Raw genomic sequence first — 17,945 nt, 5'->3', positions numbered from 1 at the left:
TGCGTATCACCTCTTCACATGTTCGAACACATCTATATAATCAGGAACAATCCGATCACCATCAATCAGAAGATCACCGATCGTTTCCATAGCCACATCATTAATTTCATCCAGCAGAAGCGTAGGCATCGTTCCATATTGCTCAGCCAGACGCATCAGCTCCGTATCTGGACTTGCGCCAAGTAGGACATGAATCGTTTGCACCTGCTGAGGGGAGAGTTCCTTGGCAAAGAGCAGCCATTCTTCATCAAGATCAGCCTCAGCAGACTCGTCCCACTGCAACCTAATCGATTCTACTTCCGCTCCTGTTGCAATCTCTACTGCAGATGGCTCCGACTCCATGGAACCTTCAGTTGGAGTGATCTCATTCCTTGCTTCCAGTACATCGAATGGATTACTTGTAACATTTGCGCTATTAACCTCTTCATCCTTCACTTCAGAAGGGTGATCATCCTCAATTGTAAGCGCCAATCGCACGTACTCACTTTCCTGCTGTAACGATGCCAATTTCTCTGTATCAATCCGAATCATCGGTTGTTCCACAGACTCCGCCTGCTCGATCGCATATGCTTTGTCCAGGTAACGTTCAATCAGATTTGCAAGTTCGGGTTCAAGAGTCTGTCCTCGCAATCGGCCTCTGAATCCAAGCAGTTCACGAAGTTTATTTTCAGTACATCGATAGATCCGCGTAACCATCTGCACAAATTCAGCCTGTTCACCTATGGGCATATATCTGAACGATACCGATCTTCCATAGATCGAATCATCATAGACTGCTTTGCGAAACAGAATGCGCTCCATCGTGCGTTCATCGTTAGGATCACACTCAGGCAACAGTCCAACTTGTCGCGTACGTTCCAGGTACGAATCAACCAAGGCCATGACCCGCGGGATGTACTGCTCCATCACTTCTTTGCCGCCATCTCTATAAAATTTACTGAGTGTAATATCGTAATCATAATATCTTTGCAGCATATTCAGCGATATATCCGATACATTATCCTGTAAAATACGTTGCAGCTCCCTATCCAGCATCTCTGCTGGCAGGTATCCGCCCGAAAGGCCCATGACCTCGGATAAGGACATCTCCATCTGATGGACCAGCACATAATCGACCATCCACTCTTGCATATATATATTTAATTGGGGCAGCCGTTCACGGTAGTTCACCCATAGCTGCTTCAATTGATCATAACCATCCTGAGGATTCTGCCAGCCAATGCCGTTAATTAACTCGTAGATATGAACAAATAGATAGGACAGATCGGTATCCGGGTATCTCCCCTGACGTACTTCCTTCCTCCAAAACATATACCACTTGCGCTGGGCTTCATTCATCACGCCATACGTTGGCCAGTAACTCATAAAGGGAACCCACGGGGATACATCCCCCTCCATCTCTGCCCACTGCTTTGCTTCCTCTACAAAACGTTTCTCTGAGGACAATATGCCTCCACGATGCTGCATCGTATCATGTGCAGACTGCACAATGGTTGAACGATCGGGAACCGGAACCGCTGCTGTTTCAGGTTCTTCACTCAGATCTATCTCCATAAATTCCAATTGTCTTGAGTTGTCTTTCATAGAACGTTATCTCACCCTCCTCCAAGACAGAATACGAACAAGTGTATCCATAGGGATCATTATATCACTTGTCCTGTGTCTGCGGTGACGAAATTTAGATATTCCTGGACACAAAAAAGAAGGCATTTCTGCCCTCTTTTCATCATGTCTATTTAATTTTTTTCTGTCCTCTCCGTTAGGTGTTAAATGTATTATTTCAACTTATATAGTTTCCTTTTAATATATGAAATAAAGTCCGCCCTACGTATTAATCCACTGGTCCAATAGACGGAATGTCTCTGATGCGCTGTTTACCATGTTGTCATGATCTTCTGGAGTGCTGATGGACTGCTGCAGCAACCCCGTAAACTCGCTCCATCTTGTTCTTGTCTCTGAGCCGTAAGCATTGAAATATTCCAAACCACGATCAGCCTCAATGGGCAGGAACTGCGACAAACGCTTGGTCATGATTTGTCCACCGTTCGTGGACCCCTCAATTACATACAGGTATCCAAACAAACGGGCAGGTGTTAAAATATCCGGCAGTTCTTCACAGAGCGGAAGTTGGCTGATCTCTTCTTCACTGGCACCCAGATTTCGTAAATCTTTCTCCAACAGTCCAGCCTTGCCTCTAATCTCGATATCCAATCCCGTACTTCCCCAGAAAGGCTGTTGTACAGCCTGATCTTCCAGCGGTTTCAGGAATCCATAAAATTTCTCTAAATATGTTCTATATTCTTCTATTGTCACAGTTTGATTCATAATGGCTTTTGCATAAGGGTTCTGTTCTACTTGTCTGTGATAATGAGCTGTCTCGCTCTTCAGACGTTCCATAATAGTTGTTGCTGTCATCGTAGTTATCCCCTTTCACAATCTGTTACAAGCAAAGACTCTATGTAAGTATACTTATTCTTGTTTGAGAAAACTATATGAATCCACATCCGTACACAGCCAATACATTCCTCCGTTGTTATCTTAACTGACTGTAATCTGTATGTTTTAGTATTAACCGAAAACAATAAAAACGACCCTATAATCTGGAAGGCAGTAGATTTCAGATGTCAACATGGTACACTAACTTTATATCCTGTCATTGGAGGAATGCATTCTATGGATCTTACAGTTCAAGACGTTGTACTTCATCTCACAGATAACATTGAATTGCCGGAAAACACGGTAGATCAGCTCATTACGGGCTCACTTGATCGTAAGGTCACAGGTATTATCATTGCTTTTATGCCCACACATTATGTTATTGAACAAGCCATACAGCAAGGTGCGAACTTGATCATTGCGCATGAATCTCCGTTTTATAACCATCACAGTCATACGGATTGGCTTGCAAATGATTCGGTTTATGCGGACAAAAGAAAGTTGATCGACGAAGCAGGCATTTCCATCTATCGATGTCATGATATCATCCACCGCTTCCAACCGGATGGCATTACCGAAGGACTGATTCAGGCCTTGGGGTGGTCCTCTTATGTGGAGCAACAACTAGCGGAAGCAGACATCCTTTCTTTTCCGGAAGGACGCACCGCCCAAGCTATTGCTCACCATGTGAAAAGTTCCCTTGGCATCGATTATGTACGCGTTGCAGGCAATGCGGAAATAGTCTGTAGACGTGCAGCGGTACTGGTAGGTTTTCGTGGTAATGGACATGTGACAATTCCCTTGATTCAGAATGAGCAATTGGATCTCATCATTGCAGGAGAAGGATTTGAATGGGAAACACCGGAATATATCCGTGATGCTGTGCAACAAGGCAAGTCCAAGGCAATGATCATGATGGGGCATGCCGAGAGCGAAGCTTCGGGGATGAAGCTATTGGCAGACAGGTTGGCGGAACGTTTTCCCGAGTTGTCTGTTCGTTTTGTAGGCGAGAAGCCTGTTTACACTGTGATTTAATAGCATGATTGGATTTGTACGGAGAGGATCTTCTAGCTGATTGCTTCTAATCTCATTGCCTGTCCTACCCCGGAGCTTTGGATACTTACTATGCTCCGGGGACGCTGGGCAGACTCTCGTTTCAGTTCTTGGATAGCTAACGAACCTGACACACTCTATTGAGCGAATTTTTGCGGATTCTCAAAAGTAACAAATCGTAGACACCCTATTCCTCCATCCCCCCTGTTTTACCGCCCATTTCTACCCAACATAACCCAATTAGCGTCGCTGAGATTCGTTAGATTTCTCAATTCAATCGGATCAGTACAATAAGGTGTCACTGGTTCGTTAGATTATGATGAAAAATGAGTACTGAGCACATATGCCACGCCTCTCTTCATGCCCCATCTGGATTTCCCGAGTTCTTTATTGTACTCTAAATGCTGTGACTTCAAAGCTCAGGACATTTGTCCTTGGCGTTCAGAGTCAATTTATCATTTAATAATAGAAGTCGAAGTGATTGAATAAGGAGCGTACATATGAGAGGAATTATTTTTGCATTACTGGGCGGCGCGTGTATCACGCTCCAAGGTGTTGCCAATACTCGGATTAGCACCGACATGGGCACATGGCAGGCCGCTACGATTACACAACTGACAGGATTCATCTTAGCGGCGCTGATACTAATGTTTGTTAGAGACACCAACCTTCAAGGACTCAAACAAGTAAAGCCTATGTACTTGGCTGGAGGTGCTTTTGGCGCCGTCATTATTTTCAGCGAAGTGACAGCAATTCAGCAAATTGGGGTTACATTCACGATCTCGGCTCTGCTCATTGCTCAGCTGTTCCTGACTTTTCTGGTGGATAGTAACGGATGGTTCGGCGTGGTGAAACAAAAGATGAAACTGCCGCAATTTCTAGGCATTGCCTTAATGGTGACTGGTGTCATTATTATGAAACTATAGTTTTTGGAGAAGGATTGAAACATATCGTCGGGGGTGAATAACAGCGTGCAAGAGATCCATAACGAGCAACAATTAATACAATATCTGAAGCAATATCAACTCGAAACTGTATTTCATGAGCCCCTGCGTACACATATGACGTTATGCCACTTTGAGAAGTGTGAACTGATCTGTCGTGAAGGGGAAACTTCCGAATATTTGTACGTACTGGTCGAGGGTAAAATCAAGATTTTCACCACCTCCGCTCAGGACAAAACGCTGGTGCTTTGTTTCAAAACACCGCTTGAAGTTGTCGGTGACATAGAGTATGTCCGTGAAAGCGATATTGTTAATACGGTTCAGGCCGTGTCACCTGTGGTGATGCTTCGCATTCATTATCAATGGCTTGCTGAGCTTGCCAGCGATTATGCACCTTTACTTAAATTTTTGCTTAAAATCATCTCTCACAAATTCTACATTGACTCGAATTTTTCCAATTTCAACCTAATGTATCCCGTTGAGGTTCGTCTAGTCAGCTACCTGCTCTCCATCTCAACAGAAGAAGCGGGCAATGTCGTTCATGAAGAGCTGGACGCGTTCAATCTGACCGACATCGCGAATCTGATCGGCACCAGTTACCGACACCTAAACCGGGTCATCCAGAAGCTCTGTGCAGACGGGTTAATTGAACGACATCAGGGATTGATTATGATCAAGGATCGAGCGGGTCTAAGGGAAATAACAGGTCACAATATTTATGAATAAGGAGTTCGACAACCATGTTAATCACAGGTATTTCGCTTGCACTACTGGCAGGTGCACTTGTCAGTCTGCAAACGATTTTTAATAGCAAAGTCAATGAACGCACCGGTTCATGGTCCACAACAACGATGGTGCTTTTCACCGGATTCATTGCTTCGTTCCTCATCTCTCTGCTAGTGGAGGGCAAGAACACATTTAGCTTCCAGCATATGCAGCCCTGGTACTGGCTCAGTGGAGCCATCGGCGTTGGCGTGGTCTTCTGTCTCGTCCAAGGGATGAAGCTGCTTGGTCCCACATATGCCATCTCGATCGTACTGACGTCCCAATTGAGTTTTGCGCTACTATTTGATTCCATGGGATGGCTCGGTCTGGAGCAAATTCCTTTTTCGTGGAATCAGCTGCTCGGTGTACTTGTCATTGTTGGGGGAATTGTGTTGTTCAAGTTCGGTGGAAGTAAATCGGAAAAATCAGATCAGTCCCCTGGAACGTTGCAGTCTGAATCGTAAACGAACAAAAAAGAGTGTCCGTCCAATCCCGCAGATTGGTCAGACACTCTTTTTATGCAATCAAACCACGTATGGCCTCGTTCTCTTACACGAACTCTACGTTATGGTAGACTTGTTGAACATCTTCAAGGTCCTCAAGCGCATCGATCAGTTTCTCGAACTGAGCTTGTGCATCCTCTGGAAGTTCAATATGGTTTTGCGCAAGCATGGTCAGCTCGGCTACTGTGAACTCAGTAACACCCGCAGCTTTGAATGCTTCTTGTACAGCGTGCTTAAATTACTATACTCTCACTTTGCATATGAAAATTTAAGGTTTATGACACCAAACTATTATTAAATTTCATCATAATTGTTATGCAGATCTCAATGTTAATACATTTCTCCTCAAGGTAATGAGAAAAAATCTTCTACACTAGCACACATAAAAATCTAATTTAAATGTTACTTAAATGGCAACGCCAGTGAACTAAATGATACACTCTTCTTCAAGTAACTTTGAAGTATATTCTTTTAATTGTTCCTTCAATGTTAATTTTGAAGCTAAATCAATGTGCTTCCCCTTAAATTTAGGAATAAAAAAATCTAACATAAAAATTTCCTTTAATACTTCTAATTGATCATTAATGTACTTCTCTAAGCCAAGCTCTACCTCACTTAACTTTCTAAAATTCAGCAAATCTGTAGACGTAGGACTAGAATGATGAATCAACTCAGAGTATTCTCCATATAAAATATCTAGTTCTTCTTTTTTATTTAGTTTCCCCATTAGACGAGTACTCATTTTCCTTCTCTCATGATTCCTGATTGAAGATTCTAATAGATGTCCATGATGATGAGCATATATCATTCTGTACAATTTTTCTATTAACAACCTAAAAAGCGAATCAACTAAATATTTATCATTTATAGGTATTATTAACAATAATCTGGAAGCGTAACTCTTAAATTCACATAGCAAATTGTAAAAATTCTTTTCTTGGTATTCACTTTTATTGAAAATGTTACACATTACAGAAATATCATTAACGGAAAAATATAAATCTTTAAGTTTATTCAAGGTTTCACCAGACATTTTGTCATAGTAGATAGGATACTGCTCACTAAGATAATCTATATAATTATTTACAATCCAATTGTTATTCATCAAGTTCTTCCTTATGATTTCTGGAATATTTATTGATAATGTGAGTTACTTCATTGGTGCTAATATCTCCTGTTTTATCAATCATTTCAAGTACTATCTTTTTAAATAATTTAACATTATACTCCAATTCTTCTTTTGTGTTTTTTTCAAACTCTCTTATCAATTTTGCAATTAATGCCGTTCTATTGTCATATAGATAATCTCTTATCTCAGTCTGTACTTTAAACTTATTGGTTAATTCCTTTAAATCTTTATTATTTTTAAACAGTTTTCGCGACAAAAGAGTAGGGATTAAAACGCCATAGAAATCCATTCTTGTTTGGTTTGAATCCTTTTTAACTTCAAGTAGTTTAATCCTCTTCCACAGCGCTCTCATTTTCCATCACCTCTATTCTTTGAATAAATTCATCACAAATATTTATCATCATTTCATCTAAGCTTTTGTCGCTCCTGTCTACAATGCTTTTATCGAAAGTAGAGGTAGATAACTTGTGTGACTCTTGAAAAACATTCTCAAATATATAAATTCTGTTGTCTATAACTATATCTGCCACATCTAATCCACTCATGAAATCTGCCTGTTTTGGTTTGTGACCTAGATGTACTCTCGTCCACATCACACCAAGATTTTTTGGTTGTGAATTCTTAAATACAGTGTTTCTTTGACTGTAGACGATATCTTTAACAACTCGTTCTAACAAGTCTACACCAAGAACAGAATAAGCATCTGGTACTGCTGGAACAAAATAGTAATCACTTGTGTAGAAGGACATTTCTGTATAAACTGAATATGTAGGAGGGCAATCCAAAAAGATATAATCATATTCTCTTCTAAGTTCGTTATCTATTATGTAGTCCATCAGCTTATTAGGAGTACTTGGATTCTGCTGTCTCTGTAAGAAAATAGTCTCTAACTCACCAGGAATCAAATCTAAATTTTCGGTTAGTTCAAGTATTACATGTTTCTTAGACATTCCTACTGCGTCTTGTTTAAAGATATTATCCACAGAACACTTAAAGTCAACTTCTTCATTTTCTTTATAATATGTAGTTTTCTTCTCAAACTTCTCTAACAGGGATTGAGTCAAGTTAGCTTGAGGATCAATATCAATTAGTAAAATTTTTATTGATTCTTCACCACGGGTATATCGTTCTGATAAGTAGAGAGCAATCTCTCTACAAAGTGTAGTTTTCCCCACACCCCCTTTCATATTAATAAATGAAATAACTTTAGCATTCCTTGTCATTGATAAAACCTCCTAATTTCCACTTATAACTAGTATTTTATGGGCTAAACTAAATATAGCATTCAGAGTGCAACTGGGATAGTTTTTTCTATTCTGCGTTACTTCATAGTATTACTTCCATTTGTTGTTTCTATGTGAATTCATTACTTTAGTCCCTATAATTCGATAATTGTATATTTTCTATCAAAAATCGACAGGTGAACTATGTGTAAACTTTATAGAAAATAAAAACAATAATTTATTTAATGCTAATGACTCTGAAAAGAAAAGTTTAACTAACCTATTAAAACTTCAACAAGTCTTATAAAGAATCGGCGGGTCATTTAACACTAATGACTTTCCACTAATCTGTATAAAATAAGCATGACTTCTCTACCACTATTATATAGTGTTCAATCATGTAAAAAATTTAAGTCCAGGCCCTCTTAGTTTCGAAGAACTTCGATATAGCATAAACGTGAATCGGTCATCCCCAACATACACTTTCACAATAACTGCTTCTCCAAGCAATTGTAAGTGTAAATGAAAGAGAGATTTCACTTATTTTTCAACTTTTTCTAAGGCATATCTTCAAACCTGCTGAAAAAAAGCGAGCATGAACTTGTCCGGATCAGGCAAACGCACTATATCTGAATTTACGCTGTTAATGTACCTTTCATGTGAGACGCATGATGATCGAGACAACGCAAAAACGTTTTTCTACAGTCCAATGAAATGCTTCGCTATAGATGGAATCTGGGATCTTTCTTTAGCACGTGGTTAGAACAGAGCAGGAGCCTAAGACCAGCCTAGAAATTCTTTCAAATAAGATCTTAACATCAGCAATACTAAGCATACTCTGATATACCTTTATAATTTTTTATTTTATTAAAATATGTACAATTACATCTAAATTAATTATTACATATTTCAGCAAAATGATTTTAAAAATTCATTAACGTGTCAATACAACAAGGTCGGTCCTTTGCATACTTCCAAATTAACACTCAACAAATTCTTTTAAAAAATTCATCACAATTTATTACAGCATCATACAAGCAGGCTTTCCAATAATTTACTCCATACTTCCTAGCGAACATTCTAGCTTGCATTCTCAAGTTTTCTCTATGGTCCTCTATAGATAATGTTTCATTATGGATTACTAAATCGTGAATATTAGATAATTCTTCTTCTATAACCTCTGAGTATTCTTCAAGCAACTCAAGTTTGTTAAAATGTCTTTCTATTAAATCATACTGCTTTGGTTGAATCTCAGAATGCTTAATTAACTCAAATACTACAGTTGGAATTTGGTTCTCTTCATCTAAAGAGTATACTAATTTCGAAGTTAAAAAACGAACATTGGGAATCGAATCATAATAGAAATTCAGAAAAAGCCTTTGACCATTTTCTAACCAGCGATCATTTTTTTTAGTATTACATCTACCGCAACATGGAATTAAATTCGGAGGAAAGATTGAAAATTCAGGAAAAACACTCTTTGGTAAGTAGTGATCGATAGTCCTGGGTTTATCAATTCCACAATAAGGGCAAGAATTCTTGTGTTGTGCAGACTGAATACTTAATATCGTACTCACTACTTCTCCCTCTAGATAGCCTGATTTATTTCTGTTATAGCAACTCCCGAGTGCCTCTTTATCCATTTTGTCAGATATTGTACTTTCCGAAATTAACTCTAAACTTACATTTATCATTTCATATTCTTTATAGCGTTTGAATACTAAGGTTTCTAGATTTTCTAACCGATCACGTTTATCTATGTTTTCTGTGTTTTTAGAATTTGTTTTAATTTCTGTGTATACATCTTCTGCATTAAGCTTTGGCATTTCCAAGATCTTCACCCTTATCCTCCTTATTTTTATTTTTGTATAAACTGTTCAAAAAAGTAAGTGCATTAAAACTTAGATCATCATCAAATGCAGAAATTATATCTTCCTTAGTATAGTTTTCCGACATTTGTCTAAACCATGTTTTATAGTTGCTTTCATGCTCTCTAACATCAAAAATATCGTTCGTAATAGTACTGATATTTTCCCCAAAACACTCTGTTTGTAATATCTCAACATTTGGACTGTTATTAATTCTCGAAAAAACATTAACGTATATAGAAGGAATCTCCTGCATGATTAAAGGCGAATGAGTTGAAATTATAGCATACGAATCGAACTCCTCTAAAATTTCATAGAACATCCTCATGAAATTCGCTATTGCATTTGGATGTAAATGAATTTCAGGTTCATCAAATAACAATAATGAATCATCTTCTATATTTGCTATAACCTCAGTCATAGTAGTAAGTAAAATATTTTGTCCAGAACTTAGATGAGTAGTGAGTCTCTCTGTTTTTTTTCCTTCATTTCTATCTAACCTGATTTTTTCTACCAGCTCTATATGTTCTATTTCAAAAACATTGCTCATTATTTTATACCATTTATCTCCTCTTCCCCTATCCTCTAGTTTACTGAATGATGTATAGAAGTTATCCTCCATCTCTTCTAAGGATAAAATCCCATGCTTATTTCTCAGACCACAATAAACATAACTGAACATTACATTCTCTCTAGACCTTTTCTGTTCACCCTCAGCTTCTGAAGCTTTCTCTGTACGATTAAATGGCTTATAAAGCTCATCAAATGCGCTATAGGATAATGTAATGACCTTACTAAATGAAGGTCTTTCAGGATGAAAGTGTGCCTTACCGTTAGTAGCACCACTCAATTTACTTGCTAATTCCGTTAGAACTTTTGTCTTTCCTGTTGCGTTTTTACCTATAAAGGCATTTATTCTATGGGGAAGAGTACACATATAAGGATTTTTATTTCTTCTAAAGTTCAACTTAACTACATGCTTTTTTGTTGCACTTGGAACTTCACATGAAAATTCGAACCTAATTTGTTTATCTACTTTACGGCCTAACATTATATCCTTAGCTTCCCTGAATGCCTTCTCAGCTTGACTAAAGCGTAATAATGAAACACGAAAAATGTTTTTGTTTCTGAATTCATTTGAAACTTTAATATTTATAGCAGCATCTCTTAAGCCATCAAAAATTTCGTTGTGTAGTGATTTATGAATTTCGGTTCGTATATCCATATAATAGGAAACATCTTGACCCAAAGAACAATACGAATCATCTAATTGAGTGAATGATTCTTCGATAACATTCCGAGTTACCGGACTTTTAGTTGACATAATTTTAACATCACCAAGATCAATATACTCGTTGTTATTTGAAAAAAATCTGCTATGAAAAAGAGTTTCTGCCTCACTATAGTCATTCCAATGATCAGTTGTTAAAACAATACATGGATATTTTTTTTCTAAATTCAGTGTTCTACCATACCTTTTAACATAAAATTGCATTTTAATCACCCACTCATACTTGACTGATCATATAGTATTTCTAATAATTCATTTACATCAAGACCATTTGGTATTTTAATGTCTACCTTATTTCCAGTAAGAGCTAAAATATTTGCTTCAATTATAGACCAAGCTATCTCAATCAGTTTACGGATACTAGATAAAGTAAAATTGGTATCTTTGGCTAATTGCTCTATGCCTGTGAGATAGGCTTTGTCATTATGAGCGAAAGCTTTATCGCGCCAATGCATCAAATCTTTTATCATTTGTTCACATTCAATAATATTCATATTCTGTTTTTTTATATTTTCAGATATCACGCTACCTGTGGTAGAATGTAAACCATAATAAAATATATTTGATTCTGAGATAAATAGTAAATTTTGAAGATTCCCAAAACTACGACCTTTCTTTTCATATATTTTAGAAAGCCCAATAATTGTATTGTTGAGCAACGACCTCATAACAATTGTAAAAAATGCAGGTGCAGCTTTCATCGCATCAAAATGACCTCCTAGTCCCAAAACTTTATAAATTTCAAAAGAAGCATTAACAGAAATAACTTGATCCTTAAGAGCATTCCAATACCCAACTAATTCTTCTTTACTATGTTCAGTCATCTGTCCTTTTCCTCCTTGATTTTTGATTAGACCACGCTGCTTTACACTATTCTGGGTCCTGCTCTGCGACAAACCGCTATACTTTTGACTGAATCTTCGATTTTTCTTTTAAAATTAACTAGGCATACTTCCCATTTTATTCACTAGTATTATCTCCAAGTAGTAAATCATCATTCTAGAGTCACCTTCAATTCGCTTTGTTGAAAAATAGTCTATCTCAGCACGTGAAAAAAGATAACTAATAGTATTCTTCTAGCAGTTTGTTGATTCTATCACCTTCCTGCTTCTTATGCATTTTTCTACTTTCTTCTTTTTTCCGGCGTAAACGCGTATTCGTCTTCAATAAGAGTAATTTTGAAATTCTCAATATCTTCTTTCAGAACACCATGATATGTATCTAAATCTATTAAGTTTAATTTCATTACAATTGCTCATTTGATATCTTCCCAGGACCCTTTTCATTTTCATAGTCATTTTCAGCATCGATATTAGCGAATATTTTCTTGATGATTATCAATATCCTTGAACTCTGATTTTGCTAAGTTCAACTTAGCCTCTTCCCATTTTTCAAAGTTTATCAAATATAATATTGTTCATTTATCCACTGTTACATTTCTTATTAGTTCTTTTCCTCAATAGATTGAACACTGTCACACCTCACACAGCGAATATAATCAAACAGATTTAAAATAACCCTAATTTTGATCCTCCTTTAACTATGCAGTCTTGAACCTATAGTAATTTTGGTTATATATGCTATATTTTAGTTCATTTTTAAAATTGTATCAATCGTGAATATCTTCGATTCAAGAGCATATGTTAGCCACTCCAATATTCCAACTTTAATGCTCTCATTATTAAGTTCATAAAATATGCTTTGATGTGATGTTGACTTCTACTATTTCAACAACCGAAAATTCATTATATAAGTAATTCAGAAATACCCTATTGTTGTTTCTATATCCTTTTATAGTGCGGATACTATAGTCCTTGATCTCCTAATCAAAAGAAACTCTTTGTAACCATCTTCAAATAACATAAAAAAACTCACTCCTTATATGGATTTTCCCATACAAAAAGTGAGTTTTAATACTGCCCTTAGACATCTTAGATAGGAAAACGTATATCATCATAAAAAGCACCAAGCGCAAACATGTATACCCTTGCTGAGCTATAAAAATGATGAATTCTTCATATTTGTCCTACCCTGACAAGGCTACAAAGATGCAATCATACCACGTATCGCCTCGTTATCTTAAACAAACTCTACGTTGTGGTAAACTTGCTGTACATCTTCTAGGTCTTCAAGCGCATCGATCAGTTTCTCAAACTGAGCTTGTGCATCCTCTGGAAGTTCAATATGGTTTTGCGCAAGCATGGTCAGCTCGGCTACTGTGAACTCAGTAATACCAGCAGCTTTGAATGCTTCTTGTACAGCGTGGAATTGATCCGGTTCTGCATATACAATTACAGCATCGTCTTCGTCCACGATATCACGTACATCCACATCTGCTTCAAGCAGAAGTTCCAGTACTTCCTCGGAGTTTTTGCCTTCTATACCGATAACCGCTGTTGGATCAAACATATAGGCAACAGAACCGCTGACACCCATGTTTCCGGCATTTTTGTTAAACGCAGAGCGTACTTCCGGCGCTGTACGATTTACATTGTTAGTGAGTGCATCAACGATGACCATCGCACCATTCGGTCCGAAGCCTTCATAACGCAGCTCTTCATAGTTCTCATCCCCGCTGCCTTTTGCTTTTTCCATCGCACGATCAATGATGGCTTTGGGTACATTATACGTTTTGGCACGTTCCAGCACGACTTTCAGTGCACGGTTCGCTTCCGGGTCCGGTTCGCCCTTCTTGGCAGCTACATAGATCTCAACGCCGAATTTAGCGTAGACCCGGCTCGTGTTTGCATCTTTTGAAGCTTTCTTTTCCTTGATATTATTCCACTTACGACCCATATCGTTTCCGCTCACTTTCAACATTTAATCTGCTTTCTACTATGCCATTATATCTTGTTGAGCGTACTTCAACAAGTTAATACCCACGAAAAAATGGGAGTAACTGCGGTGATTATCCATCTCCATTTGGAGATTAGCCTCAGTTTATCTTCTCATAAATCTCTCGGCGGCAACTAACGTTACCTCTATTCACTCCATATATAGCAGACAAGAAGCACCCCATAAAGGAATGCTTCCGCCCTAAATCAGTCCTAATTTCAGTTCATCTTACCCGGTCAATTAAGCGTGAAATTGTCGACCATCCAACACTTCAGGAACATAACCCGCACGAATGACAAAGTCTCCGAAATGTTCCCCTTCATTGCGCTCTTTGGCATACTGGTTCACCATTGGAGTTAACGTGTCCAGAATCTCGGTTTCGCCAATGTTTTCTTTGTACAGCTTATTCAAGCGATGTCCGGTGAAGCTGCCACCGAGATACATGTTGTATTTACCCGGCGCTTTACCGATAAATGAAATCTCCGCCAGCATCGGTCTTGCGCATCCGTTCGGGCAACCCGTCATCCGAATGACAATCTCTTTGTCTCTCAGCCCGGCTTCGTCCAGTACAGGCTCCAGTTTGTCGATCAGGGACGGCAAGTAACGTTCGGACTCAGCCATCGCAAGACCGCAGGTCGGAAACGCAACACAAGCCATCGAGCTTCTGCGTAGCGCAGAGTAATGTGCACCATCGGTCAGATTGTATTGTTGAATCAAAGCTTCGATCTTTTTCTTCTTCTGGCTGCTGATATTACCGATGATCAGATTTTGGTTCGCAGTCAGACGGAAATCACCCGTATGCACTTTGGCAATTTCACGTAGACCCGTCATAAGCGGATAACCGTCTACATCTTTTACACGACCATTCTGAATGAACAGCGTGTAGTGCCATTTGCCATTATTACCTTTTACCCAACCATATCGATCTCCGTTAGTCTCAAAATGGTACGGACGTGCCGCATCCAGTTTCCATCCCAGACGGGTGGTCAGCTCTTCGACAAACCACTCCACACCACGATCATCCAGCGTATATTTGAAACGAGCATGTTTACGAACTGCACGATCTCCATAATCACGCTGAATCATAACTGTTTTCTCTGCAACATCAATCATTTGCTCCGGCGTACAGAAACCAATGACTTTGGACACCTGAGGATAGGTTTTGGCGTCACCATGAGACATCCCCATGCCGCCTCCTACGGAAACGTTGAAGCCTTGCAACTTGCCGTTCTCCACAATAGCAATAAAGCCAAGATCCTGTGAATAGACGTCCACATCATTGGAAGGTGGTACAGCAATACCGATTTTGAACTTCCGTGGCAAATACACTTTGCCATAGATTGGTTCAACTTCTTCATCCGAGTCCTGGGAATCAACCACTTTCTCTCCGTCCAGCCACAGCTCATGATAAGCCCGGGTGCGAGGGTCCAAATGATTGCTCACCTGACATGCCCACTCATACACTTCAGCATGCACATCGGATTGATTCGGATTTGGGTTACACATCACGTTACGGTTCACGTCACCACATGCAGCCAGTGTGCTTAACAACGAATCGTTTACTTCGCGAATGGTGTTCTTAAGATCCCACTTCAATACGCCATGCAGTTGGAAAGACTGACGTGTGGTCAGACGAATCGTCTCATTCGCATATTTATGTGCCACTCTGTCCATCATCAACCACTGCTCCGGGGTTACAATCCCACCGGAAGCACGCACACGTAACATGAATTGGTATGCAGGCTCCAGCTTGGATTTGTGACGCTCATTACGCAGGTCACGGTCATCCTGCATATAACTACCGTGGTGTTTCATCAGACGGTTGTCGTCCTCTGGAATAGCCCCCGTGATACGATCAGCCAACGTTTCGGTCAGACTTCCGCGCAAGTAATCACTTTTGATCTTTATATCTTCCACATCGCTATTCGTGCGCTGTGGGTTAAGTAAGTTATTATAAACCATGCTGCTTTCTCCTCTCGTCTCTGCGGGATGGTGCAATCCGGCTGGGCCGGTGATTAATAGACGTCCCGCTGATAACGTTTCTCCTGCTGTAACCGTGTCAGATATTCCGATGCCTGCTCAGGCGATAAACCGCCTTCTTGTTCAAGAATCGTGGTGAGCGCAGCATGCACATCATGTGCCATTTTTTTCTCGTCACCACAGATATATACGCTTGCACCTTCCTGAAGCCACTGGTACAGTTCTTTGCTGTGTTCCAGCATGAGATGTTGTACATACACTTTCTGTTCCGTATCACGTGAAAAGGCTACATCCATCTTCGTGAGCACACCATCTTTGAGCCAACGTTGCCATTCCGTCTGGTACAAGAAGTCCGTGGCGAAATGCTGATCTCCGTAGAACAGCCATGTCTTGCCCTCTGCTCCTGTTTCTTCACGCTCACCAAGGAAAGATCTGAACGGCGCCACACCTGTACCTGGGCCAACCATGATGATTGGTGTATCCGGGTTCTCCGGCAGCTTAAAATTCGGGTTATGCTGTATATATACAGGCAAGGTGTCGCCAGCTTCGATTCGTTCAGCCAGATGTACCGAGCATACACCATAACGTTCTCTGCCACGCGCTTCATAACGTACTGACCGAACGGTAAGATGAACTTCATCCGGGAAAGACTTCGAACTACTCGCTATGGAGTACAGACGTGCTGGAATTTTGCGAAGAGCAGCTACAAATTCTCCGGCAGGAATCCCTTTCAGATTATAATCCTGAACCAGATCCAGCAGATCACAGCTATTCATGACTGTACGGAATTCGGAATCATCTGCAAGTAATGCCGTTAGGCCACTCCTAGGATTCAGTTTCGCAAGTTGTTCCACGACCGGTTTCGTCACAGCTGTAATTTCAAAATAACGCAGCAACGCTTCGTGTACAGATACCTGATCGCCGTTTTTATTCACGGTCACGCGTTCATCGGCATTCCATCCCATGGCTGCAATCAATTCCTCCACAAGGCGCGGATGATTCTCAGGGAATACCCCAAGGCTGTCACCTGGCTCGTAATCCAGGCTGGAACCTTCCAAAGACAACTCAATGTGGCGTGTTTCACGGTCCGATCCTCTGCCATTCAGATTGAGATTCTCCAACACTTCAGCCTTGAATGGATTCGTGCGATCATATTCGGATTCCACGCCACTCACCGTAGCTGTAACAGCCTCCGTGGTTACCGTACTCGCAGCAGCAGATGTACTGCTTAAGGATGCCAGTACTTCATTCATCCACTCTGCAGCTGCTTCATCAAAATCAACATCACAGTCCACGCGTGGTACAAGGGCTGTACCACCCAACTCCTGCAACCGATTATCGAAGTCCTTACCTGTCTGACAAAAGAACTCATAGGAGGTATCTCCCAGAGCCAACACCGAGTAACGAAGTCCTTCAAGCTTCGGAGCCCGTTTGCTGTTCAGGAATTCATGCAGCGGAATCGCATTATCCGGTGGTTCGCCTTCGCCATGCGTACTGACGATGATGAGGAGATTTTCAATTTTCTTGAGTCCGTTCGGTTTGAAATCTCCCATCGATGACAACGTTACCTGAAGGCCTTGCTCTTCAAGTTTCTTGGCCAGCTTCTTCGAAAGGCCACTGGAATTCCCGGTTTGTGAACCAAAAAGCACGGTAACTTCCCGGGATACTGGCGGAGCACTGACAGGTGCAATACCTGTAGATGGTGCAGCGTGTACCAGGTTAGCTGGAGCCGCTATTGTCGCGCTTGCCTGAATTGCTGCAATATATCCGCTCAACCAAGTACGTTGTCCATCGGTCAATGTAGGAATAAGACGATTAAGCAGTTCAACTTGTTCTTGATTAAAAGGGCTGTTTGTCACTTGAAGTTCCACTGTTTGCCACCTCGCGCATTGCTTCGATTTTAATTCCGACTAAAATC

At 40.0% G+C, this 17,945-nt stretch carries 15 protein-coding genes and 1 pseudogene; 4 read left to right on the top strand and 12 right to left on the bottom strand.

The window, feature by feature from the left end; all coding sequences use genetic code 11:
- Nucleotides 1-6: 6 nt before the first annotated feature.
- Complete coding sequence (locus tag C161_RS13520; RefSeq protein WP_036670696.1) at nt 7-1,584, bottom strand: TerB N-terminal domain-containing protein; 1,578 nt, start codon at nt 1,582-1,584, stop codon at nt 7-9.
- A gap of 240 nt (nt 1,585-1,824) precedes the next feature.
- Nucleotides 1,825-2,415, bottom strand: coding sequence for a biliverdin-producing heme oxygenase (locus tag C161_RS13515; protein WP_036670695.1), 591 nt, complete (start codon nt 2,413-2,415; stop codon nt 1,825-1,827).
- 258 nt (nt 2,416-2,673) lie between these two features.
- Between C161_RS13515 and C161_RS13510 the strand changes: the two genes are divergently transcribed.
- The 4 genes from C161_RS13510 (at nt 2,674) to C161_RS13495 (ending at nt 5,662) form a co-directional block, all read left to right on the top strand.
- Nucleotides 2,674-3,471, top strand: a complete 798-nt coding sequence (locus C161_RS13510; protein ID WP_036670694.1) for a Nif3-like dinuclear metal center hexameric protein — start codon at nt 2,674-2,676, stop codon at nt 3,469-3,471.
- A 518-nt stretch (nt 3,472-3,989) separates the two neighbouring features.
- Nucleotides 3,990-4,415, top strand: a complete 426-nt coding sequence (locus C161_RS13505; protein WP_036608521.1) for a DMT family transporter — start codon at nt 3,990-3,992, stop codon at nt 4,413-4,415.
- 45 nt (nt 4,416-4,460) lie between these two features.
- The gene (locus tag C161_RS13500; protein ID WP_036670692.1) at nt 4,461-5,159 is read left to right on the top strand and encodes a Crp/Fnr family transcriptional regulator; all 699 of its coding nucleotides are present in this window, start codon (nt 4,461-4,463) and stop codon (nt 5,157-5,159) included.
- A 14-nt stretch (nt 5,160-5,173) separates the two neighbouring features.
- Nucleotides 5,174-5,662, top strand: coding sequence for a DMT family transporter (locus tag C161_RS13495; protein WP_036670691.1), 489 nt, complete (start codon nt 5,174-5,176; stop codon nt 5,660-5,662).
- Between the two features lie 85 nt (nt 5,663-5,747).
- On the opposite strand, the pseudogene C161_RS31965 reads toward C161_RS13495, so the two are convergent.
- From C161_RS31965 to C161_RS13450, 10 genes and pseudogenes are all read right to left on the bottom strand, one after another.
- Nucleotides 5,748-5,933: pseudogene (locus C161_RS31965) on the bottom strand (YebC/PmpR family DNA-binding transcriptional regulator); the annotation flags it as partial.
- A gap of 195 nt (nt 5,934-6,128) precedes the next feature.
- On the bottom strand, nt 6,129-6,806 hold the full coding sequence (locus C161_RS13490; RefSeq protein WP_036670690.1) for a hypothetical protein: 678 nt from the start codon (nt 6,804-6,806) through the stop codon (nt 6,129-6,131).
- The gene (locus tag C161_RS13485) at nt 6,799-7,182 is read right to left on the bottom strand and encodes a hypothetical protein (protein WP_036670689.1); all 384 of its coding nucleotides are present in this window, start codon (nt 7,180-7,182) and stop codon (nt 6,799-6,801) included. Before C161_RS13485 ends, C161_RS13490 begins: the two co-directional genes overlap by 8 nt.
- On the bottom strand, nt 7,157-8,053 hold the full coding sequence (locus tag C161_RS13480) for a ParA family protein (protein WP_036670687.1): 897 nt from the start codon (nt 8,051-8,053) through the stop codon (nt 7,157-7,159). The genes C161_RS13485 and C161_RS13480 overlap by 26 nt, the downstream gene beginning before the upstream one ends.
- 986 nt (nt 8,054-9,039) lie before the next feature.
- Nucleotides 9,040-9,894, bottom strand: coding sequence for an HNH endonuclease (locus C161_RS31540; protein ID WP_051449719.1), 855 nt, complete (start codon nt 9,892-9,894; stop codon nt 9,040-9,042).
- On the bottom strand, nt 9,866-11,416 hold the full coding sequence (locus C161_RS13470; protein WP_036670686.1) for an AAA family ATPase: 1,551 nt from the start codon (nt 11,414-11,416) through the stop codon (nt 9,866-9,868). The genes C161_RS31540 and C161_RS13470 overlap by 29 nt, the downstream gene beginning before the upstream one ends.
- A gap of 5 nt (nt 11,417-11,421) precedes the next feature.
- Nucleotides 11,422-12,036, bottom strand: a complete 615-nt coding sequence (locus C161_RS13465; RefSeq protein WP_036670684.1) for an AbiU2 domain-containing protein — start codon at nt 12,034-12,036, stop codon at nt 11,422-11,424.
- A gap of 1,255 nt (nt 12,037-13,291) precedes the next feature.
- The gene (locus tag C161_RS13460; RefSeq protein ID WP_036608916.1) at nt 13,292-14,008 is read right to left on the bottom strand and encodes a YebC/PmpR family DNA-binding transcriptional regulator; all 717 of its coding nucleotides are present in this window, start codon (nt 14,006-14,008) and stop codon (nt 13,292-13,294) included.
- A 279-nt stretch (nt 14,009-14,287) separates the two neighbouring features.
- On the bottom strand, nt 14,288-16,009 hold the full coding sequence (gene cysI, locus C161_RS13455) for an assimilatory sulfite reductase (NADPH) hemoprotein subunit (RefSeq protein ID WP_036670682.1): 1,722 nt from the start codon (nt 16,007-16,009) through the stop codon (nt 14,288-14,290).
- 53 nt (nt 16,010-16,062) lie between these two features.
- The gene (locus C161_RS13450) at nt 16,063-17,898 is read right to left on the bottom strand and encodes an assimilatory sulfite reductase (NADPH) flavoprotein subunit (protein WP_036670681.1); all 1,836 of its coding nucleotides are present in this window, start codon (nt 17,896-17,898) and stop codon (nt 16,063-16,065) included.
- Nucleotides 17,899-17,945 lie beyond the last annotated feature (47 nt).

Origin of the sequence: Paenibacillus sp. FSL R5-192 (assembly GCF_000517845.1) — a bacterium.
Classification (GTDB): Bacteria; Bacillota; Bacilli; order Paenibacillales; family Paenibacillaceae; genus Paenibacillus; species Paenibacillus amylolyticus.
This window is presented reverse-complemented; position numbering and strand designations above follow the sequence as displayed.

Coding starts and splice junctions, on each gene's coding strand:
- C161_RS13520 (WP_036670696.1), bottom strand. CDS start 1,584: ATGAAAGACAACTCAAGACAATTGGAATTTATGGAGATAGATCTGAGT.
- C161_RS13515 (WP_036670695.1), bottom strand. CDS start 2,415: ATGACAGCAACAACTATTATGGAACGTCTGAAGAGCGAGACAGCTCAT.
- C161_RS13510 (WP_036670694.1), top strand. CDS start 2,674: ATGGATCTTACAGTTCAAGACGTTGTACTTCATCTCACAGATAACATT.
- C161_RS13505 (WP_036608521.1), top strand. CDS start 3,990: ATGAGAGGAATTATTTTTGCATTACTGGGCGGCGCGTGTATCACGCTC.
- C161_RS13495 (WP_036670691.1), top strand. CDS start 5,174: ATGTTAATCACAGGTATTTCGCTTGCACTACTGGCAGGTGCACTTGTC.
- C161_RS13490 (WP_036670690.1), bottom strand. CDS start 6,806: ATGAATAACAATTGGATTGTAAATAATTATATAGATTATCTTAGTGAG.
- C161_RS13485 (WP_036670689.1), bottom strand. CDS start 7,182: ATGAGAGCGCTGTGGAAGAGGATTAAACTACTTGAAGTTAAAAAGGAT.
- C161_RS13480 (WP_036670687.1), bottom strand. CDS start 8,053: ATGACAAGGAATGCTAAAGTTATTTCATTTATTAATATGAAAGGGGGT.
- C161_RS13470 (WP_036670686.1), bottom strand. CDS start 11,416: ATGCAATTTTATGTTAAAAGGTATGGTAGAACACTGAATTTAGAAAAA.
- C161_RS13465 (WP_036670684.1), bottom strand. CDS start 12,036: ATGACTGAACATAGTAAAGAAGAATTAGTTGGGTATTGGAATGCTCTT.
- C161_RS13460 (WP_036608916.1), bottom strand. CDS start 14,008: ATGGGTCGTAAGTGGAATAATATCAAGGAAAAGAAAGCTTCAAAAGAT.
- cysI (WP_036670682.1), bottom strand. CDS start 16,009: ATGGTTTATAATAACTTACTTAACCCACAGCGCACGAATAGCGATGTG.